Source organism: Streptomyces sp. ISL-11, assembly GCF_018614525.1.
Taxonomy (GTDB): Bacteria; Actinomycetota; Actinomycetes; order Streptomycetales; family Streptomycetaceae; genus Streptomyces.
Map to the genome: position 1 here is coordinate 24,226 of NZ_JAGGOL010000051.1, position 16,820 is coordinate 41,045.

General features: G+C 70.3%; 19 protein-coding genes and 1 pseudogene. 8 read left to right on the forward strand and 12 right to left on the reverse strand.

Annotation, left to right across the window (positions count from 1 at the left end; genetic code table 11):
- Position 1: 1 nt before the first annotated feature.
- Complete coding sequence (locus J7E86_RS12850; protein WP_215081749.1) at positions 2-382, reverse strand: SgcJ/EcaC family oxidoreductase; 381 nt, start codon at positions 380-382, stop codon at positions 2-4.
- Positions 383-494: 112 nt separating this feature from the next.
- Between J7E86_RS12850 and J7E86_RS12855 the strand changes: the two genes are divergently transcribed.
- A complete protein-coding gene (locus J7E86_RS12855; protein WP_215081750.1) occupies positions 495-1,367 on the forward strand; it encodes a LysR substrate-binding domain-containing protein in 873 nt (290 codons plus the stop codon).
- Positions 1,368-1,591: 224 nt separating this feature from the next.
- Here J7E86_RS12855 and J7E86_RS12860 read toward each other — a convergent pair whose 3' ends face one another.
- Positions 1,592-2,989 carry a glutamine synthetase family protein gene (locus J7E86_RS12860; protein ID WP_215081751.1) on the reverse strand — a complete coding sequence of 466 codons (1,398 nt, stop codon included), beginning with the start codon at positions 2,987-2,989 and terminating at the stop codon, positions 1,592-1,594.
- A 192-nt stretch (positions 2,990-3,181) separates the two neighbouring features.
- Between J7E86_RS12860 and J7E86_RS12865 the strand changes: the two genes are divergently transcribed.
- Entirely contained in the window at positions 3,182-4,216 is a 1,035-nt protein-coding gene (locus J7E86_RS12865) for an ornithine cyclodeaminase family protein (protein ID WP_215081752.1), read from the forward strand.
- Positions 4,217-4,383: 167 nt separating this feature from the next.
- Here the strand turns inward: J7E86_RS12865 and J7E86_RS12870 are convergent, their stop codons facing one another.
- The 4 genes from J7E86_RS12870 to J7E86_RS12885 all read right to left on the reverse strand — a co-directional run bounded on the left by J7E86_RS12870 (position 4,384) and on the right by J7E86_RS12885 (position 6,744).
- On the reverse strand, positions 4,384-4,884 hold the full coding sequence (locus J7E86_RS12870) for an Ig-like domain-containing protein (protein WP_215081753.1): 501 nt from the start codon (positions 4,882-4,884) through the stop codon (positions 4,384-4,386).
- A gap of 463 nt (positions 4,885-5,347) precedes the next feature.
- Positions 5,348-6,028, reverse strand: a complete 681-nt coding sequence (locus J7E86_RS12875; protein WP_215081754.1) for an NAD(P)H-dependent oxidoreductase — start codon at positions 6,026-6,028, stop codon at positions 5,348-5,350.
- Positions 6,029-6,069: 41 nt separating this feature from the next.
- Positions 6,070-6,402, reverse strand: coding sequence for a helix-turn-helix transcriptional regulator (locus J7E86_RS12880; RefSeq protein WP_215081755.1), 333 nt, complete (start codon positions 6,400-6,402; stop codon positions 6,070-6,072).
- 90 nt (positions 6,403-6,492) lie between these two features.
- A complete protein-coding gene (locus J7E86_RS12885) occupies positions 6,493-6,744 on the reverse strand; it encodes a hypothetical protein (protein ID WP_308312573.1) in 252 nt (83 codons plus the stop codon).
- A 111-nt stretch (positions 6,745-6,855) separates the two neighbouring features.
- Here J7E86_RS12885 and J7E86_RS12890 point away from each other — a divergent pair, with 111 nt between their 5' ends.
- From J7E86_RS12890 to J7E86_RS12900, 3 genes are all read left to right on the forward strand, one after another.
- Positions 6,856-7,704, forward strand: a complete 849-nt coding sequence (locus J7E86_RS12890; protein ID WP_215081756.1) for a helix-turn-helix transcriptional regulator — start codon at positions 6,856-6,858, stop codon at positions 7,702-7,704.
- Positions 7,680-7,895 (forward strand): DUF397 domain-containing protein, encoded by a 216-nt coding sequence (locus J7E86_RS12895; protein WP_215081757.1) that lies wholly within the window; start codon positions 7,680-7,682, stop codon positions 7,893-7,895. Before J7E86_RS12890 ends, J7E86_RS12895 begins: the two co-directional genes overlap by 25 nt.
- Before the next feature lie 107 nt (positions 7,896-8,002).
- On the forward strand, positions 8,003-9,658 hold the full coding sequence (locus J7E86_RS12900) for a long-chain fatty acid--CoA ligase (protein WP_215081758.1): 1,656 nt from the start codon (positions 8,003-8,005) through the stop codon (positions 9,656-9,658).
- Positions 9,659-9,734: 76 nt separating this feature from the next.
- Here the strand turns inward: J7E86_RS12900 and J7E86_RS12905 are convergent, their stop codons facing one another.
- The 4 genes from J7E86_RS12905 to J7E86_RS12920 all read right to left on the reverse strand — a co-directional run bounded on the left by J7E86_RS12905 (position 9,735) and on the right by J7E86_RS12920 (position 12,442).
- The gene (locus tag J7E86_RS12905; RefSeq protein WP_215081759.1) at positions 9,735-10,148 is read right to left on the reverse strand and encodes a DNA-binding protein; all 414 of its coding nucleotides are present in this window, start codon (positions 10,146-10,148) and stop codon (positions 9,735-9,737) included.
- On the reverse strand, positions 10,130-10,414 hold the full coding sequence (locus tag J7E86_RS12910; protein WP_215081760.1) for a hypothetical protein: 285 nt from the start codon (positions 10,412-10,414) through the stop codon (positions 10,130-10,132). The genes J7E86_RS12905 and J7E86_RS12910 overlap by 19 nt, the downstream gene beginning before the upstream one ends.
- Positions 10,415-10,512: 98 nt before the next feature.
- Positions 10,513-11,352 (reverse strand): cyclopropane-fatty-acyl-phospholipid synthase family protein, encoded by an 840-nt coding sequence (locus J7E86_RS12915; protein ID WP_215081761.1) that lies wholly within the window; start codon positions 11,350-11,352, stop codon positions 10,513-10,515.
- 181 nt (positions 11,353-11,533) lie between these two features.
- Positions 11,534-12,442 carry an NAD(P)-binding domain-containing protein gene (locus tag J7E86_RS12920; RefSeq protein WP_308312574.1) on the reverse strand — a complete coding sequence of 303 codons (909 nt, stop codon included), beginning with the start codon at positions 12,440-12,442 and terminating at the stop codon, positions 11,534-11,536.
- 83 nt (positions 12,443-12,525) lie between these two features.
- Here J7E86_RS12920 and J7E86_RS12925 point away from each other — a divergent pair, with 83 nt between their 5' ends.
- Positions 12,526-12,897: a helix-turn-helix domain-containing protein gene (locus tag J7E86_RS12925; RefSeq protein ID WP_215081763.1), complete on the forward strand. Its 372-nt coding sequence runs from the start codon at positions 12,526-12,528 to the stop codon at positions 12,895-12,897.
- Positions 12,898-13,083: 186 nt separating this feature from the next.
- Here the strand turns inward: J7E86_RS12925 and J7E86_RS12930 are convergent, their stop codons facing one another.
- On the reverse strand, positions 13,084-14,346 hold the full coding sequence (locus tag J7E86_RS12930) for an MFS transporter (protein ID WP_215081765.1): 1,263 nt from the start codon (positions 14,344-14,346) through the stop codon (positions 13,084-13,086).
- 95 nt (positions 14,347-14,441) lie between these two features.
- On the opposite strand from J7E86_RS12930, the gene J7E86_RS12935 reads away from it, so the two are divergent.
- Together J7E86_RS12935 and J7E86_RS12940 are read left to right on the forward strand one after the other, a co-directional pair.
- Positions 14,442-15,041: a TetR family transcriptional regulator gene (locus tag J7E86_RS12935; RefSeq protein ID WP_215081766.1), complete on the forward strand. Its 600-nt coding sequence runs from the start codon at positions 14,442-14,444 to the stop codon at positions 15,039-15,041.
- A gap of 64 nt (positions 15,042-15,105) precedes the next feature.
- On the forward strand, positions 15,106-15,513 hold the full coding sequence (locus J7E86_RS12940) for a PPOX class F420-dependent oxidoreductase (protein WP_215081767.1): 408 nt from the start codon (positions 15,106-15,108) through the stop codon (positions 15,511-15,513).
- Between the two features lie 122 nt (positions 15,514-15,635).
- Here J7E86_RS12940 and J7E86_RS12945 read toward each other — a convergent pair.
- Positions 15,636-16,820 (reverse strand): annotated as a pseudogene (locus J7E86_RS12945) (PAS domain S-box protein); the annotation flags it as partial.

The window sequence follows — 16,820 nt, forward strand, 5'->3', positions numbered from 1 at the left end:
GTCAGCCCGCGATCTCGGGACGGTCGGCGATCTCGGGGCGGTCCATGATGCGCAGCCACGTGCCGTCCGGCTGCTGCCGCGCGACCTGGACGCGGCCGCCGGTGTCGTCCGCCGGTCGCGTCGAGGTGACGGCCAGGTCGCCGTACCGGAGGGTCGGCAGCGGCTCCTCCACCTCGAACCGCGGGGTCTGCGCGACCATGTGCTCGAACAGCGCGCGGATCGCCTCCCGGCCGACCGTCCGCGCACCCGGTGGGAAGGCGAGGACGGCGTCCTCCGCGTAGAGCTCGGCGAGCCCTTCTGCGTCACCGGCGTTGGCGCGCTCCACGAACATCCGGGCGAGGTCCTCGGGGGCGGTGGCGCGCGGGCGAGGGGTGGTGTCCATGCTCAGCTCCTTTTCCTTCCTTGCGGGCCTTGCTGCCCCGCACTCCTCAGCCTCCTCGCCACCGATCTAGAAGTCCAAGAGCTAGTGATGCTCGTAGCTAGAATCATTCGTTATGGAACTTCGCCAGTTGGAGTACTTCGTGACCGTGGCCGAGGAGGCCAACTTCACCCGGGCGGCAGCCAAGTTGCACGTGGCGCAGCCCGGCGTCAGCGCGCAGGTCCGGCGGCTGGAACGGGAGCTCGGGCAGGAGCTGCTGGACCGGTCGGGCCGCGCCGTGCGGCTGACGGAGGTCGGCGAGGCCGTCCTCCCGTACGCGCGCGCGGCGCTGGCGGCGGTGGACGGGGTGCGGCTGGCCGTGGACGAGATGTCGGGGCTGCTGCGCGGGCACGTCGCTCTCGGCATGGTGACCTCGCACGACGTCGATCTGCCGGCGCTGCTGGCGGAGTTCCACGCGGATCACCCCGGTGTGGAGATCACCCTCGCCGAGGCCAACACCCACGAGCTCATCGAGGCGTTGCGGTCCGGACGGCTGGACGCGGCGATCATCGCGTTCGGTGAGACGCTGCCACCGGGCCTCGCGATCCACTCGATCATCGAGGAGCGGATCGTGGCGGCCGTCGGCCTGGACGACGAGCTCGCCGCCGGGACGACGATCCCGCTCGCCGCCCTGCGCGACCAGGTACTGATCAGCCTCCCGCAGGGGACGGGAATCCGGTCGATCTTCGACGATGCCTGCGCGGCCGCCGGGTTCGCCCCGCGCGTCGCCTTCGAGGCCGGCAGCCCGGTGGTGCTGGCGAAGCTGGCCGCGCGAGGGCTGGGCGCCGCGATCATTCCGGAGGGCCTGGCCCGGTCGAGGGCGGACCTGCACACGCTGATGATCGACGAACCGGCGCTGCGTGGGGGGCTCGCGCTGGCGTGGCGCGAGGACGGACCCATGAGCCCGGCGGCCCGCGCCTTGGTGGAACGGGCCCGGCGCATGCCGTAGGCCGTGTCCGGCGGATCTTCGGCTGCGGGCCGTCCTTGCCGCGTGGCCGCCTGCGGCGGGGCGGGCCGTCTTTGCCGCCTGCGGCGGCGGGCGCCCTGCGGGCGCGTCCTCAAGCGCCGGACTGGCTTGATTTTCGGCTGAGCCCAGCCGCTTTCAGCCCGTCCGGCGATTGAGGACGCCACCGCGCAGCGGTGGTGCGCACGACACGGCCCGCAGCCGCCCGCTCAGCAGCCCTCCTCGGCGTACATCGCGTGTTCCCAGTCGGTCACCGAACCGCAGAAGCGGGCCCATTCGTCCGCCTTGAGGACCTGGAAGAGGTCGGTGAGTTCCGGGCCCAGCGCGCCGGTGACGACCGGGTCGGCGACGAACTCCGCCACGGCCTCGCCCAAGGTCATGGGCAGCGCGGCAGCCGGAGACGCGGCCTCGGCGTAGCCGGCGCCCTCGTGGGCGGGGCCGGGGTCGGTGCGGTTCTTGATGCCGTCCTCGATGGCGGCGAGGAGCACCGCGTGCGACAGGTACGGATTGACCATCGCGTCCGGCAGTTTGAACTCCAGGCGGCCGTTCGCCGAAAGGCGCACGCTGCACGTCTTGTTGTCCATACCCCAGTTGGCATGCGTGGGCGCGAATTGACTGGCGTGCCAATAGCGTTTGTAGGAGTTGACCGTGGGGCCCATGACGGCGGTCATGGCGGTGGTGTGGGCGAGGATTCCGCCGATGGCGTGCCGGCCGATGTCGGTCAGGTGCAGCTGTCGCGTTCCCGGGTCGGCGAGTACGTTCTCCTCGCCCCGCCAGAGGCTGAGGTTGTGGTGACAGCCGTTGCCTTTACGGTCATTGGCGGGCTTGGGCATGAAGCTGACGGTGACGCCGAGTTCGCGGGCGACCTGGCGGCAGATCTGCCGGTGGACGACGAGCCTGTCGGCGGTGCGGTCGGCGTGGTCGTACATCCAGTTCAGTTCGAGCTGGCCGGGGTCCTCGTAGTCGCCCTCGATCATGTCGAGGCCGAGGGCCTGCCCGTAGGCGATCACCTTCTGGTAGATCGGCCGGTACCGCTCAAGGTGATCGACGTGGTAGGCGGGGCTGGTGTGCGGGCGGGGCCGGGGTTCCAGGCCGGGGCCGCTCCAGGAGAGTTCGGGTTCGCAGCCGGTGCGCAGTTCCAGGCCCGTCCGCTCGGTGAACGCGGCGTGGACCTGGTGCAGATTGCCGCGCGCGTCGGTGCCCAGGGCGCGGCCGCCGATGTCTCCGGCGGTGTGGGCGGATTCGTACAGGCGGCAGAAGAACCGGCCCATCCGGGTGTCCCAGGGCAGCACGGCGAACGTGTCCAGGTCCGGCATCGCTGTGAATTCGGCGGCTCCGCACCCTCCGCCGAGGAGCGTGCCGTGCCGGTCGGTCTGCAGGTCCGCCAGCACGGTGCGGTGCATCTGCACGCCGTGTTCGACGTTGCGGGCCAGGTGCCGCGCGGGTACCACCTTGCCGATGACCCGGCCCGTGACCGTCACCGTTTGGTAGTACACATATTCCACGCCGGATTCGGCCATCCGGGTCCGCACCGCCTCGACGGCGGCCTCGTCGGTATTGCGTTCGCGGTGCTGGTCCAGCTCGGGCAGGTCCCTGACGGTCGTCATGACTTCCTCGCAAGCGGGGAGGGGATCAGGTCGGCGGCCACCTGGGCCGAATTGCCGCGTTTGCTCACCAAAGATACTTTTGCTTATTGTGCGCCGCTCGCTGAGGCGCGGCGCGGCACAGCGCACTGCCCGCACCCGCAGGTGTAACCGCACGGTCGGCATCACAGCCCACCCTGGCAGGAGAAGCGCCGTATGCGACCCGAAACCCTCCTGCTGACGCAGGACGACCTGAACGAGATCCTTGACGCCCACGGCCGCCACGCGTTCATGGACCTGGTGATCGAGCGACTGCACGAAGCGCTCGTGCTCGCCCACCACAGCCGCACCGCGACCCCCTCACGGGCGGGCGTGCGGCGCTGTCCGCAGGAGACCGGTGTCCTGGAGTGGATGCCGCACCACGAGTCCGGCCGCTGCCTGACCGTGAAGACGGTCGGCTACACGCCGACGAACCCGTCCGCCAGGGGTCTGCCGACCATCCTCGCGACCCTGACGCGCTTCGACGACGAGACCGGCCACCTGGTGGCGGTCTGCGACGGCGTCCTGCCGACCGCGATCCGCACGGGTGCGGCCTCCGCCGTGGCCAGCCGGCTGCTCGCGCACCCGGACAGTGCCACCCTGGGCCTGATCGGCGCGGGCGCGCAGGCCATCACGCAACTCCACGCCGTGTCCCGGGCGTTCCGGCTGCGTGATGTCCTCGTGCACGACATCGACCCGGCGCGCGGCACCAGCCTCGCCGAACGGGCCGCCTTCCTGGGCCTGGACATCCGCGTGGCCACCGTGCGGCAGATCGAGGAGTCCGCGGACATCATCTGCACGGCCACCTCGGTCGGTGTCGGCGCCGGTCCGGCGCTCGACGGAACCCACCTCCGGCCGCACGTCCACTTCAACGCCATCGGCGCCGACCTGCCCGGCAAGACCGAGCTGCCGGTGGAGGTGCTGCGCTCCGCGCTGGTCGTCCCCGATCACCTCGAACAGGCGCGCAGGGAGGGTGAGTGCCAGCAGCTGAAGCCGGCGGAGATCGGCCCGGACCTGCCGACCCTGCTGGCGTCGCCCGCCGAGGCGGTGGCGCATCAGGGCCGGTGGACCGTGTTCGACTCGACCGGCTACGCGCTGGAGGACCACGCGATCCTCGACGTGCTGCTGGAACTGGCGGAGAAGTACGGCCTCGGGCAGCGGGTACGGGTGGAACACCTGCCTGCCGATGCGCTCAATCCGTACGAGGGGTGACGGGGTCGTGCCGGCCGCTGTCGCAGGCTCGGAACGTGACCTGATCTCCTACGCCCGCCTCGCCCCGGCGACCTGACGTCCCGTCCGTAACCGGGCACCAGCCTCTCCGCTCCCGGGGGAAGCGGCCCCCAGGAGGCCGGTGCGCGGATGTGTGTCACTCGCCGAGTTCAGTTGATGCCGGGCTCGATCTTGCCGTGGGCGTTCGCGGGCATGTACCGCTTGTTGCCCTGGAAGTGGACCTCGTAGCCGGAGCTGAGCGCGTGGATCCACAGCAAGGGGTCGAGAAGGTTCGAGCCGCTGTCGAGGTGCGCGACCCCGGTGGCGTCCGTGACCGCCGTGCCGACCTGCCGGCCGTCAGTGAGCGTGAAGGTGATCGGCTGTCCCTTGATGGGCTGGCCGTCGTTGTCGATGAGCTTCGCGCTGACCTGGGCCTGCGCCTGCCCGAGCACGGTGCCCTTCACGGTCGCCGCGGTGAGCTGCGGGTATTCCTTCTCCGGGTCAGGCTGGGGCTGAGGCGGGTAGTAATACCCGTACGGGCCCGGCTGGGGCTGGGGCTGGTAGTACCCGTAGGGCCCGGGCTGGGGCGGGTAGTAGCCCCAGGGGCCAGGCTGGGGCTGGGGGTTCCCGTACGGTCCGGGCTGGGGCTGCGGCGCGTATGGCTGTGTCACCAGAGAACTCCTGCTGGTCGTGTGCGGTGAGTTTCCTACCGAGCCAGTGCGTGGCGAACGAACAGCTTGGGCACATGCGAAGTCGAGAACACCGGTGCGAACATTCGAGAACGTCCGATAATCCGGATATCACTCTGCGGTGTTTCTCCTTGCCGTGTTCAAAAGGTATGCCGATTCCCATCCCGGCCACATCGACCCCATCGAGCCATCCGCAGGAAACAAGCGAGATGAGACCCGACGGCTCATCGCCTAGGGGCGCCTGGCGAACGGGCAGGCCAGGAGGGCCGATGGGGCCCTCCCGCCACACCCTCACCCGGGAACCCCTCGACCGCGGCCGAAAACCGCATGACAACCGTTTCTGCAGGCCAGGGAGCGCATCGGAATGGGCCGAAAACCGGGTCGTGCCGGCAGTCGACGGTGAACGAATTTCGTTTGAGCTTCCTGGCTTTCGTCGGCGTCGAGGTCAACGAACAGTGGTCCGCGAATCCGCCGCGATGAGGGCGACAGCGTCTCTGACCGCGTCCAGCGCCGCCGATCGTTCCTGGTCGGTCATGCGGACAGGCCCATGGGTGACCACGGGGTCGAGTGCCTGGAATCCGACGAACTCCAGCATTCCGCGGTGGATGTGGTACAGGAAGTCGTCCATCGAGCCGAAGGTGCCACCGGGGCGGAACGACTCACTGGACCCGCCGGTCGTGAACAGCAGCATCGCGCGCTTCCCGACGAGCGCCGCGTCGCCGAAGACTCCGTAGTCCCCGCCGAAGACCCCGCCCATCACGAAGACCCGGTCCACCCATCCCTTGAGGATGGCGGGCAGCGAGAACCACCACAGCGGGAAGGACAGTACGAGCAGATCAGCGGCGAGCAGTCGATCGAGATGGGCCTTGACGGCCGCATCGAGCGTCCCGTCCTTGACCGCGCGCCGCTGCTCGACCTGCGGCTTGAAGTGCCCTTCCCCCGGCGCGTACTCCTCACGGGCGAGGACCGGCGCCCATGCGTCGGAGTAGAGATCGAGGATGTCGACCCGGTACCCGGCCTCCCGCAGGGCCTGAGCCGCAGTGGTCATCTGGGCCGTGGTGAACGACTGGGGCTCGGGGTGAGCGTGGACGATCAGCGCGATGGGAGCAGCATCGAAGGTCGACATGAGGCGATCATATCGACGTATTGCGATGCGTCAATTGGTTTTCAGATCGTGGTGTCGATCGCTCGTGCCACCTGTGCCAGCCGCTCTTCATCGCGCCGGTAGTGGGTCCACTTGCCCACCCGGGTGGGATGCACGAGCCCCGCCCGTTCGAGCGTGCTCATGTAGCTGGAGACGGTCGACTGGGCGAGCCCCGACTTCGCTTGGATGTGCGTGACGCACACGCCGACCGTCTGACGGTCCGCGATCGGCTCGTACTCGCAGAAGTGCGCGTCGGGATCCTTCAGCCACCGCATGATCTGCAAACGGGCAGGGTTGCCAAGGGCCTTGAACACCTCGATCAGATCACCCGAACCTGATCCCGCCGCTTCGGCCATGAGCCGCCTCTCTCGCCAGACACTCCGACACACCACGATATCTCGATGACCGATCCGCTCCCATTTCTCCGGCCGCGCCTCGCGAGGTGATCACGACCGCACCCCCGGGCTGTCCATCACCGCGCGCCAGCCGCGCTTGATGATCTCGGTGTACGAGCGGTGCGACGGGTGCGCGCCGGCGTGCCGGAGGACCCAGTCGATGGTCGGCGTCGGGTCCGCGGTGCGGGGTGAGCCCTCCCCACACAGGTCGCACTCCTGCGCGTACGTGCGAATCCTGGCGTCCGGCTCCTCGTCGGGCTGGACCGTCCAGTACATGTGCTTGATCACGGCGCGGGTGCTCACCGCTGGCTCCTCACTGTGTGTGTCGATGCGGTGACGAGCCTGGCTCCTGCGGAGTACGCTGACCAGGGGTAACGGCTTTCGGCGTATCGACGCGAAAACAGGGGATCAACGATGCCTCCACCGAAGGAACTCGACCCTTCCACGTCGCTGGCGGCTCTGTACGGGGTGAAGTTACGCAAGCTCCGCCTACGAGCGGGTTGGACGCAGCGTGAGTTGGGCGACAAGATTCCCATCGCGCACAACCGAATCGCACAGTTCGAACTGGGCAAGGAATCGCCGCCCAAGGACATTTCCGAGCGGCTTGACGCGGTACTCGGCGCGGACGGAGACCTTACCGACCTGTGGGAGTACGCAAAGCAGTTCCCGCCCACCGAGGCGTTTCGCAAGTACAAGGAGTACGAAGCCAGGGCCGTCGCCATGCACAAGTACCTGGCGTGCTCCGTTCCTGGTCTGTTGCAGACCGAAGCGTATGCGCGTGAGGTGATGCGTCAGGCTCTTCCATGGTGTGCTGCGGAGGAAATCGAGGAGAAGGTCGCGGCACGGCTCGCTCGGAAGAGCGTCCTTGAGAAGGAGGATCCGCCACTGCTCTGGGTCGTGCTGGATGAGGCGGTACTTCGGCGCCCAGTCGGTGGAGTTGCCGTAATGCGTGAACAGTTGGCCTGTCTGCTGAAGGCGTCAGAGGCTGCCAATGTCGAAGTACAGGTTCTACCGTTCGCGGCCGGCGGCCACGCCGCCATGGGCGGATCGGTAACAGTGTTGTCCTTTGGCGCAGCCCCGAACGTGGTCTACCTGGAAGGCGGCACCTTGACCAGCATGGTGAAGGAGCGCAGGGCCGTGGCTCGGCATTCTCATCGGTACGATCTCGTGCACGCCGCAGCGCTCCCGCCAGCCGCATCCATCAGATGGATTGAACGAGCGATGGAGGATCTCGAAGCATGCGAACCGTACGAGCTGATCTGAGCAGCCTCAGTTGGCGTAAGTCGACGTATAGCGACACCCAGGAGGATTGCCTGGAAATCGCCGACAACATACCCGGCGGCATCGTCCCCGTCCGCGACAGCAAGCGACCCCACGCCCGCGCCGTGATCTTCCCGTCCGCCGCCTGGAGTGCGTTCCTCGCCGCCGTCAAGGGCGGCAAGCTCGCCCCCTGAGCGGCAAGCGAAAACGTGCTCGCAGGGTAGTGACTTACCGAGGGGAACGTAAGCAGAATCGCAGGGAACCTCGCGCAACGCGGCGCGTAGATATGGGAGGCCCCTCGGTGCTGAGCACGATGCAGGACGTACCGCTGACCGTTACCCGCATGCTCCTCCACGGTGCGCTCGTGCACGGGGACGCGAAGGTGACGACCTGGACCGGGGACGGCGAGCCGCTGAGGCGCAGCTTCCGCGAGATCGGCGAGCGGACCACGCAACTGGCGCACGCGCTGCGGGACGAGCTCGGTGTCATAGGCGACCAGCGCGTCGGAACGCTCATGTGGAACAACAGCGATCACATGGAGGCGTACCTCGCGATCCCCTCCATGGGCGCCGTCCTGCACACCCTGAACCTGCGTCTGCCTCCCGAGCAGATCGCGTACATCGTCAACCACGCCGCGGACCGAGTGATCATCGTCAGCGGTTCGCTGCTGCCGCTGCTGGCACCGCTGCTGCCGCACCTCGGCACCGTCGAGCACGTCGTCGTCTCGGGGCCGGGCGACAGGTCCGTACTCCAGGGATGTCGACCGACCGTGCACGAGTACGAGGAGCTGCTCGCGGGCCGTCCCGGCGACCACTTCGACTGGCCCGAGCTGGACGAGCGCGAGGCCGCCGCCCTCTGCTACACCTCCGGGACGACGGGTGACCCCAAGGGCGTGGCGTACAGCCACCGTTCGGTGTATCTGCACGCCATGGAGGTCAACGCGGCGGCGTCGTTCGGGCTGACCCCGGCCGACACGTGCCTGCCGGTCGTGCCGATGTTCCACGTCAACGCCTGGGGCCTGCCGTTCGCGTGCTTCATGGCGGGGACGTCGATGCTGATGCCCGACCGGTTCCTCCAGCCGGCGCCGCTCGCCGACATGATCGAGGCGGAGAAGCCGACGGTCAGCGGTGGCGTTCCGACGATCTGGGCGGGGCTGCTCGCCGAACTCGACGCGAAGCCGCGTGACATGTCGTCCTTCCGGACCGTGATCGTCGGGGGCTCGGCATGCCCGCCGGCGCTGATGCGGGACCTGGAGAAGCGGCACGGCGTGACGCTCGTACAGGCGTGGGGCATGACGGAGACGTCGCCGCTGGGCTCGATGGCGTTCCCGCCGCTGGGGATGACGGGCGACGAGGCGTGGCCGTACCGCATCCTCCAGGGCCGGCCGCCGGCCGGTGTGGAGCTGCGGCTGGCCGCGCCCGACGGCGGCATCCAGCCGTGGGACGGCGAGTCGACCGGCGAGCTTGAGGTGCGGGGGCCGTGGATCACGGCCGCGTACTACGGCGGTGCGGGTGCCGAACACGAGCGCCCGGAGGACAAGTTCACGGAGGACGGCTGGCTGCGGACGGGCGACGTCGGCGCGATCTTCCCGAACGGCTTCCTGAAGCTGACGGACCGGTCGAAGGACGTCATCAAGTCGGGTGGCGAGTGGATCTCCTCGGTTGAGCTGGAGAACCATTTGATGGCTCACCCGGACATCGCCGAGGCGGCCGTCGTGGCCGTGCCGGACGAGAAGTGGGGCGAGCGGCCGCTGGCGGCGGTGGTCCTGAAGGTCGGCGTGACCTGCGACTATCCGGCGCTGAAGGCGTTCCTGGCCGAGCGGGTCGCCCGCTGGCAGCTGCCGGAGCGGTGGGCGCTGGTCGCGTCGGTGCCGAAGACGTCGGTGGGCAAGTTCGACAAGAAGGTCCTGCGGCGGCAGTACGCGGACGGGGAGCTGGCCGTCACGGTGGTCGCGTAGCGGCGGCGGGTACGGGCGGGGGCGCGTCGCCTTCCGGACAGACCGCGCCCCCCGGGTTCGTACACCGCACGGGCCCTCACGCCGCGACGAGTCGGACCCGGTCTCCACAGAGCTTGGTCATGTCGCCGACATCGGACGTCAGCATGACGACAGGGCGCTGCTGCCGGAGGGCGATCTCGGCGACGGCCGCGTCGATGGCGTATTTGTGCCCGTGCAGCCCAACGGCCGTCAGCAGCGACGAGGCGGCCTTCGCCTCCTCGTCGCCGACGGCGACGACGCGGAGACCGGAAAGGACCCAGCCGAGTCGGCTCCTGTTCGTGCGGGCGTGCACGGCCTCGATGATGGTGAGCGCGCAGATCACCACCTCCATGCCGCGTGAGCGGGCCTCCGCGACGAGCGCGACCACTGGTTCGTCGTCGCCGAGGAGCTTGGAGAACCCCTCGCTGTCGAGGACCAGCGTTCCCTCGTGGGTCAGCTTGCGGCGGGCCACTGATCCCCTTCGGCGAAGACCTCGTCGAATACCTGACGCGCCTGCTCCTGGGCCTCCACCGAGAGGGGGCCTTTGCGGCGCTCGTAGTCGGCGAGGTACTCGTCCAGGATCTGGCCGCGCAGCTCCCGTTCGACGGCCGCGGTGATGAAGGCGGAGAACTCGCGCTTGCCCACCCGGGCGCGGATCGCCTCGGCGGTCCCTTCGGGCAGCGACAGACTGACGCGGGTCGCAGGGCCTTCGCCGATGCTGTACGTCGTCTCGGACATGGCCCTATTTTGTCAAACGAGTAGGAATACCGGAAGTCGGCGCGCCTCCCCGATGGCAGCGCACTTAGCGGCGGGCTGAGCCCCGCCCCCGCCGGACGTCACCGCCGCGCGTGGAAGATGCCCCACCGCAGGTGACCCGTGCGGGACGCGTCCGCCCATAGAGGGAGGTTCTCCAGGAGGCGGTCCAGGTACGCCGGGCTGATGACGTCGTGGAGGTCCGCCGCCCGGCGGGCCGTCTCCTCGATCAGGCCGAGGTAGTGGGGGAGCAGGTGCTCGCTGAGGTCGTCGAAATCGACCTGGGCGAGGCCCAGGCCGGCCAGCCGTTCCCGGTAGAAGGCGGGCGTGGCCAGGGCCTCCACGTCCAGGCGGGCCACGGCCGCGCGCAGGGCGGCGGGCGGATCGTCGTCGGCCGACATCAGGTCGGTGAACAGCAGGTCCCCCTCGGGCTTGAGGACCCGTACCGCCTCGCCGATGACGCGCTCCCGGTCGCCGCTGTGGCAGAAGGCTTCCTGTGACCAGACGACGTCGAAGTGGGCGTCCGGGTAGGGAATGTCCTCGAAGGAGCCGGTGACGACGTCGATGAGCGCGTCCAGGCCGCGCTCCTCGTTCGTCTTGCGGTGGCGTTCGTTCTGGGTGCCGCTGATGTTCAGTGCGACGACCCGGCAGCCGAAGCTCCCGGCCAGCCGGCGCGCGGGCCCGCCGTAGCCGGAGCCCAGGTCGAGCACGGTGCTCCCGGGGCCCAGGCGGCCGGCGGCCTTGGCGGCCACCCGGTCGACCGTCCGGCGGGAGGCGTCCGCGACCGGCTCGCCTTCGTGGGCGTACACCCCGGTGTGGATGTCCTCGCCGCCCCAGAGGGCGTTGTAGAAGGCGTCGACATCGCGGGTGTCGTAGTAACGGCGGGCCGCCTCGGCGGCGTCCGTGGCGTGTTCGTGGCTCATTACCGTCTGCCTCGCTCTCCTCGTACGGACCGGTACGGATCCGGTGTCACAGGAGGTACCGAGGCCGACGGTATCCGGTCACCCGACGGGAGGTCAGGAGCGCGGAACCGGCCACGCACTCACGTGCGTGCCACGTCTACGTCGTCGCGGCTGGGCGTGTGTTCATCGGTCCCGCGTTTGGTCAGCGCGGTCCTCGGATGCTGTCGATGATGCGAGTCCAGTTGTCGCTGCCATGTCCGTCCTTGATCGCGCGCCGATAGTGGTCCTGCACGGCCAGTGGGAGCGCGAGGTCGAGGCCGAGTGAGGTGCTGGTCTCGACGATGTGGTCGGACGTCGCACCCATCATGGTGACCGTGCTGAGGTCGCCGGGATGCTCTCCGGCATCAAGCGCGGCGCCGGGGTTCTCTTCACCGGCCCTCAGGATGGCGCCGATCGAGTCGGCGGCGGAGAGCAACTCCGGCAGCGCTTCCTGAGCCTTCATTCCTGCGGTGCCCAGCATCGCGGTGGCGTGCATCAGTCCGGACAAGGTGGTGAGGAACACCGTGAGTTGGGCTTGGTACATCATCTGGGCGAGGCCCGGGTCCGCGCCGAGGTGCTTCGGTGTTCCGAGCAGTGTCAACGTCGCCAGGTGGTTTTCCAGCGCCTCGGCGCGGCCGCTGTAGTAGACATAGGCTGCCTCCGTGCCGACCATCGGCGCGGGGACCATGACACCTCCGGTGAGGAAGATGGCGTCGTGGCCCGCTGCCCAGGCTGCTGCCTCGCGTGTGCGGTCGGGAGTGTCGGAGCTCAGGTTGACCAGCGTCCGGCCGGCGAGCGATTCGGTGGCGCTGCCGAGGACGTCGTACATCGCCTGGTAGTCGGTGAGGCTGAGGATCACGAGGTCGCTCGCTTCGACCGCCTCGCCGGGTGTCGCCGCGAGCGTTGCTCCATCGGTGACGACGCCGTCGGCCCGACTGGCGGTGCGGTTCCAGACGGTGACGGGGTGGCCGGCGGTGAGGAGTGTGCGTGTCATCGCCTGGCCCATCGGGCCGAGCCCGATCACGGTGACAGCGCTGTTCTGCCTGGTGGTGCGGTTCTGTTGTTCGTTCACCCCTCCATGCTCGGAGAGCGCCACTACCATCGGAAGTACCCACTATTTTCTGCGGTACTTACCTTTTTGTAAGGGGATCAGTGATGGCCAAGGCGCCGAGATGCGGGCCTTACATCTGTGGGATCGACGCTGCGCTCGACGTGGTGAGCGGCAAGTGGAAGGGACTGATCCTCTGGGAACTCGATGCCCATCGCGTACGCCGCTTCGCTGAGCTCCGTCGCGGTCTGCCGGGAGTGAGCGAGAAGATGCTGACGCAGCACCTGCGTGAGATGGAGGTGGACGGCCTCGTGCACCGGGAGGTCTATGCCGAGGTGCCTCCGCGGGTGGAGTACTCCCTGACCGAGCACGGGCGCACGCTCAATCAAGCGCTCGGGCCGCTCGGCGCCTGGGGGGTCGAGCGGATGCGTCGCGAGGGCTCCGAAGCGGTTGTCGTGGCCGGGGCCTTGCACGGCTGAGCCGTGTCCGGTGGGTCTTCGGCTGCGGGCCGGCTTTGCCGCGTGGCCGCCTGCGGCGGGGCGAGCCGTCTTTGCCGCCTGCGGCGGCGGGCGCCCTGCGGGCGCGTCCTCAATCGCCGGACGGGCTGAAAGTGGCTGAGCTCAGCTGACTTCAGGCCGTCCGGCGATTGAGGACACCGCCGAGCTTCACGCGCGCGCCGTGCGTCCGCCCAGCGCGCCGCCGACCCAGCCGATCACCGTCCACGCCGCCGCGATCGCGCAGACGCCGTTCCAGCCCCAGTGGTCGAAGGCCGGGCCCGCCAGGGCCGAGGCGATCGAGCCGCCGAAGAACGCGGCGACGACGTACGCGGTGTTGGCGGCGGCCGGCTTGGACGTGGCGCCGAGCGCGCGGGTCTGGTTGGCGACCTGGGCCGCCATGAGGCCGGCGTGGATCAGCACCGCACCCGCGCACAGGGCCCACAGCTGTCGGCCACCCAGCCAGAACAGCGGCAGGGACGCGGCCGCCAGCACGTATCCGGACGTCACGACGCGGTGCGCGCCGAAGCGGTCGATCAGGCCGCCCGAAATGGGGGCGACCGCGGTCGAGACGAGGCCGAACAGGCCGAAGAGGCCGGCCGTGCCCGTGGAGAGGTGGAACGGTGCGTCCGCCGTCAGCAGCAGCGCGAGCGTCGTCCACAGGGCGCTCCAGGCGCCGAACAGGCCGCCCTGGCGCAGGCACGCGGCCCGCAGGTCCGCGGAGGAGGCGAGGAGCTTGGGCAGACCGGCGATGTTCCTGAGCGGGTTGGAGCGGCCGCGCGGGCGGGTCTCGGCGGGCAGCATGACGGCGGTCAGCAGGCCGACGGCCACGGTCAGCGCGGCGCCGCCGAGGAAGACGGCGCGCCAGCCGTACGCCTGCCCGGCGAGGCTGCCGAGGACGCGGGCGGCGACGATGCCGGTGAACAGGCCGGAGACGACCGCCGCCACGTGCCGGCCGCGCCGGTCGGCGGGCGCGCGCTCGGCGACGAGCGGTACGAGCAACTGCGGTACGACCGTGGCGGCGCAGGCCACCAGGACGGCGGCCGCGAGCGCGGGCAGGCCGGGCGCGAACGCGGCGGCGACCAGGGCGACGCCGGCGACGGTGGACAGCGCGCCGACGAGCCGGCGGCGGTCGGCGGTGTCGCCCAGCGGCGCGAAGACGAGCAGGCCGATCGCGTAGCCGAGCTGGGCTATGGAGGCGATCCAGCCGGCGGCGGACGGCGTGGCGCCGAAGTCCTCGGCGATGAGGCTGAGGAGGGGAGCGGCGAGGTAGATGTTCGCGGCGGTGACGGCCGTGCACAGGGCGATGACGGAGAGCAGGACGGCGGGGCGCGGGGTGCGCGCGGGGCGCGCCGCCGAGACGTCAGCGGCGGGGTCGGCGGGGTCGGCGGTGGGCGCGGGGCGCGTGGTGGCGTCCGGTGCGGGTGTCGGCATGTGGGGGTCCCCCTATGTTGCAACCAACTGGTTGGTTGTGAGTGTGTCGGGCACGTTGATCAGTTGTCAACCAAATAGTTGGTTACTCTTTGCGCATGGCAGTTGTGAGGGACCCCGAGGCCACCAAGGCGCGCATCTTCGCGGCGGCGACCGCCGAGTTCGCCGCGCACGGGATCGCCGGCGCGCGCATCGACCGCATCGCCCGCGAGGCCAAGGCCAACAAGCAGCTCATCTACGCCTATTTCGGCGACAAGGCGGAGCTCTTCGCGCAGGTCCTCCAGCGCGCCCTGCTCGACCTCGCCGTCGCCAACCCCGTCGACGCCGACGACCCCGACGGCTACGTCGACCGCCTCATGGAGTACCACCGCTCCCACCCGGAACTCCTGCGCCTGCTGTTGTGGGAGGGGCTGGAGTACGGCACCGCCGAGATCCCCTACGAGAGCGAGCGGCAGGCCAACTACAAGGCCAAGACCGACGCCTTCGCCGCCGCCCAGGAAAAGGGCACGGTCGACCGGCGGCTCCCGCCGCAGGACCTCGTCTTCATGATCAGCGCGCTCGCCGGCTGGCCCTCCGCCGTGCCGCAGTTCCGCCGCCTGCTCGTGGGCGAAACGGACGCCGACGCGGCACGGCTGCGCGAGTCCGTCCGTACCGCCGCACGCCGTCTCACCGGACGCGACGGCGACGCCCCGCGCTGACCGGCCCCGCGGGCGGCCCCGGCCGCGCTACCGTCGCCAGTAGGAGCGGACGGAGGAGGTTCCCATGAGCGACCCTCTCGACAGCCGGACGGCCGCGGTGACGCTCGCGCCCTTCGTGGAGCAGAAGACCGTGCTGCTGACCACCTTCAGGCGCGACGGCACGCCCGTCGGAACCCCGGTCAACCTCGCCGTCGAGGGCGACCGTGCGTACTTCCGCACGTACGACGCCTCCTGGAAGGCCAAGCGGCTGCGCCGCGAACCCGAGGTGACCGTCGCGCCCTCCACCGTGCGCGGCGCCCCGACCGGGCCCGCGATCACCGGCCGCGCCCGCCTCCTCGACGGCGAGGAGGCGCACCACGCGGCACGGCTGATGGCCCGGAAGCATCCGGTCCTGCACGGCGTCCTGGTCCCGGTCGTCCACCGGGCGCGTCGCTACCGGACGCTGCACTATGAGCTGACGCCGACCGGGTAGGCGGTGGCCGGCGGATCCTCGGCTGCGGGCCGTCTTTGCCGCCTGCGGCGGCGGGCGCCCTGCGGGCGCGTCCTCAAACGCCGGACGGGCTTGATTCGGCTGAGCTCAGCCGGCAACGGTCCTCAGTTCGTGCCGATCTTCGCCAGCAGGTCCACGATCCGGCCCTGCACCTCGGCGCTCGTCGAACGCTCCGCGAGGAAGAGGACCGTCTCCCCGGACACCAGACCGGGCAGCTGCGCCGGGTCCAGACCGGCGGAGGTGTAGACGACCAGCGGCGTACGGGCCAGCAGGCCGCCCGCGCGCAGCCAGTCCACGATGCCGGCGCGGCGCCGTCGCACCTGCATCAGGTCCATCACCACGAGGTTCGGGCGCAGCCGCTCCGCGAGCTCCACCGCCTCCCCGTCCGTCGCCGCGTGCGCCACCTGCATGCCGCGCCGCTCCAGCGTCGCCGTCATCGCGTCCGCGATCGGCTCGTGCTCCTCGATGAGCAGCACGCGGGGCGGGTGCATCTCGCTGTCGCGCGGTGCGAGCGCCTTCAGCAGGACGGCCGGGTCGGCACCGTACGCGGCCTCCCGCGTCGCCTGCCCCAGCCCCGCCGTCACCAGCACCGGGACCTTCGCCACGACCGCCGCCTCGCGCAGCGACTGGAGCGCGGTACGGGTGATCGGACCGGTCAGCGGGTCGACGAACAGCGCCGCCGGGTACGCCGCGACCTGCGCGTCGACCTCTTCGCGCGAGTGAACGATCACCGGGCGGTAGCCGCGCTCGGTCAGCGCCTGGCGCGTCGAGTCGTCCGGCGCCGGCCAGACGAGCAGCCGGCGCGGGTTGTCCAGCGGCTCCGGCGGCAGCTCGTCGTCCATCGGCGGGCGGGGGGCGTTGACCTCGACGGCGCCGTTCGGCCCGTCGAGCGGCTCGGGGCCCTCGGAACCCTCGTCCGGCGCGCTTATGGCGAACGCGCGGCCCTCGGGGTGGGGTGCGGGTGCGCTGCCGCTGGGGTTTCCGCCGGCGTTGCCGCTTCCGGTTCCGGCTCCCGTTCCGTTTCCGTTTCCGCCGAGTGGCTGGGGGCGGGCGGCGGAGGGTGCGGTGGTACGGGCCTCCCGCTCGCCCTCGGCGGGGTTGCCGAGCTTGCGCCGACGCCCCGATCCGACGACGGTCCCACCCGGCGGGGTGTCACCCGCGCCGGGTCCCTGCCCGAGCGGACGCACGCTGATGGGCCGCGCCATGTCGCCCTGCGGGGCGGTGCCCTGCGGCGCGGCTCCCGGCTCCTCGGCGAGCGCGCGGCGGGCGCGGCGGCCGCCGGTCGGGGC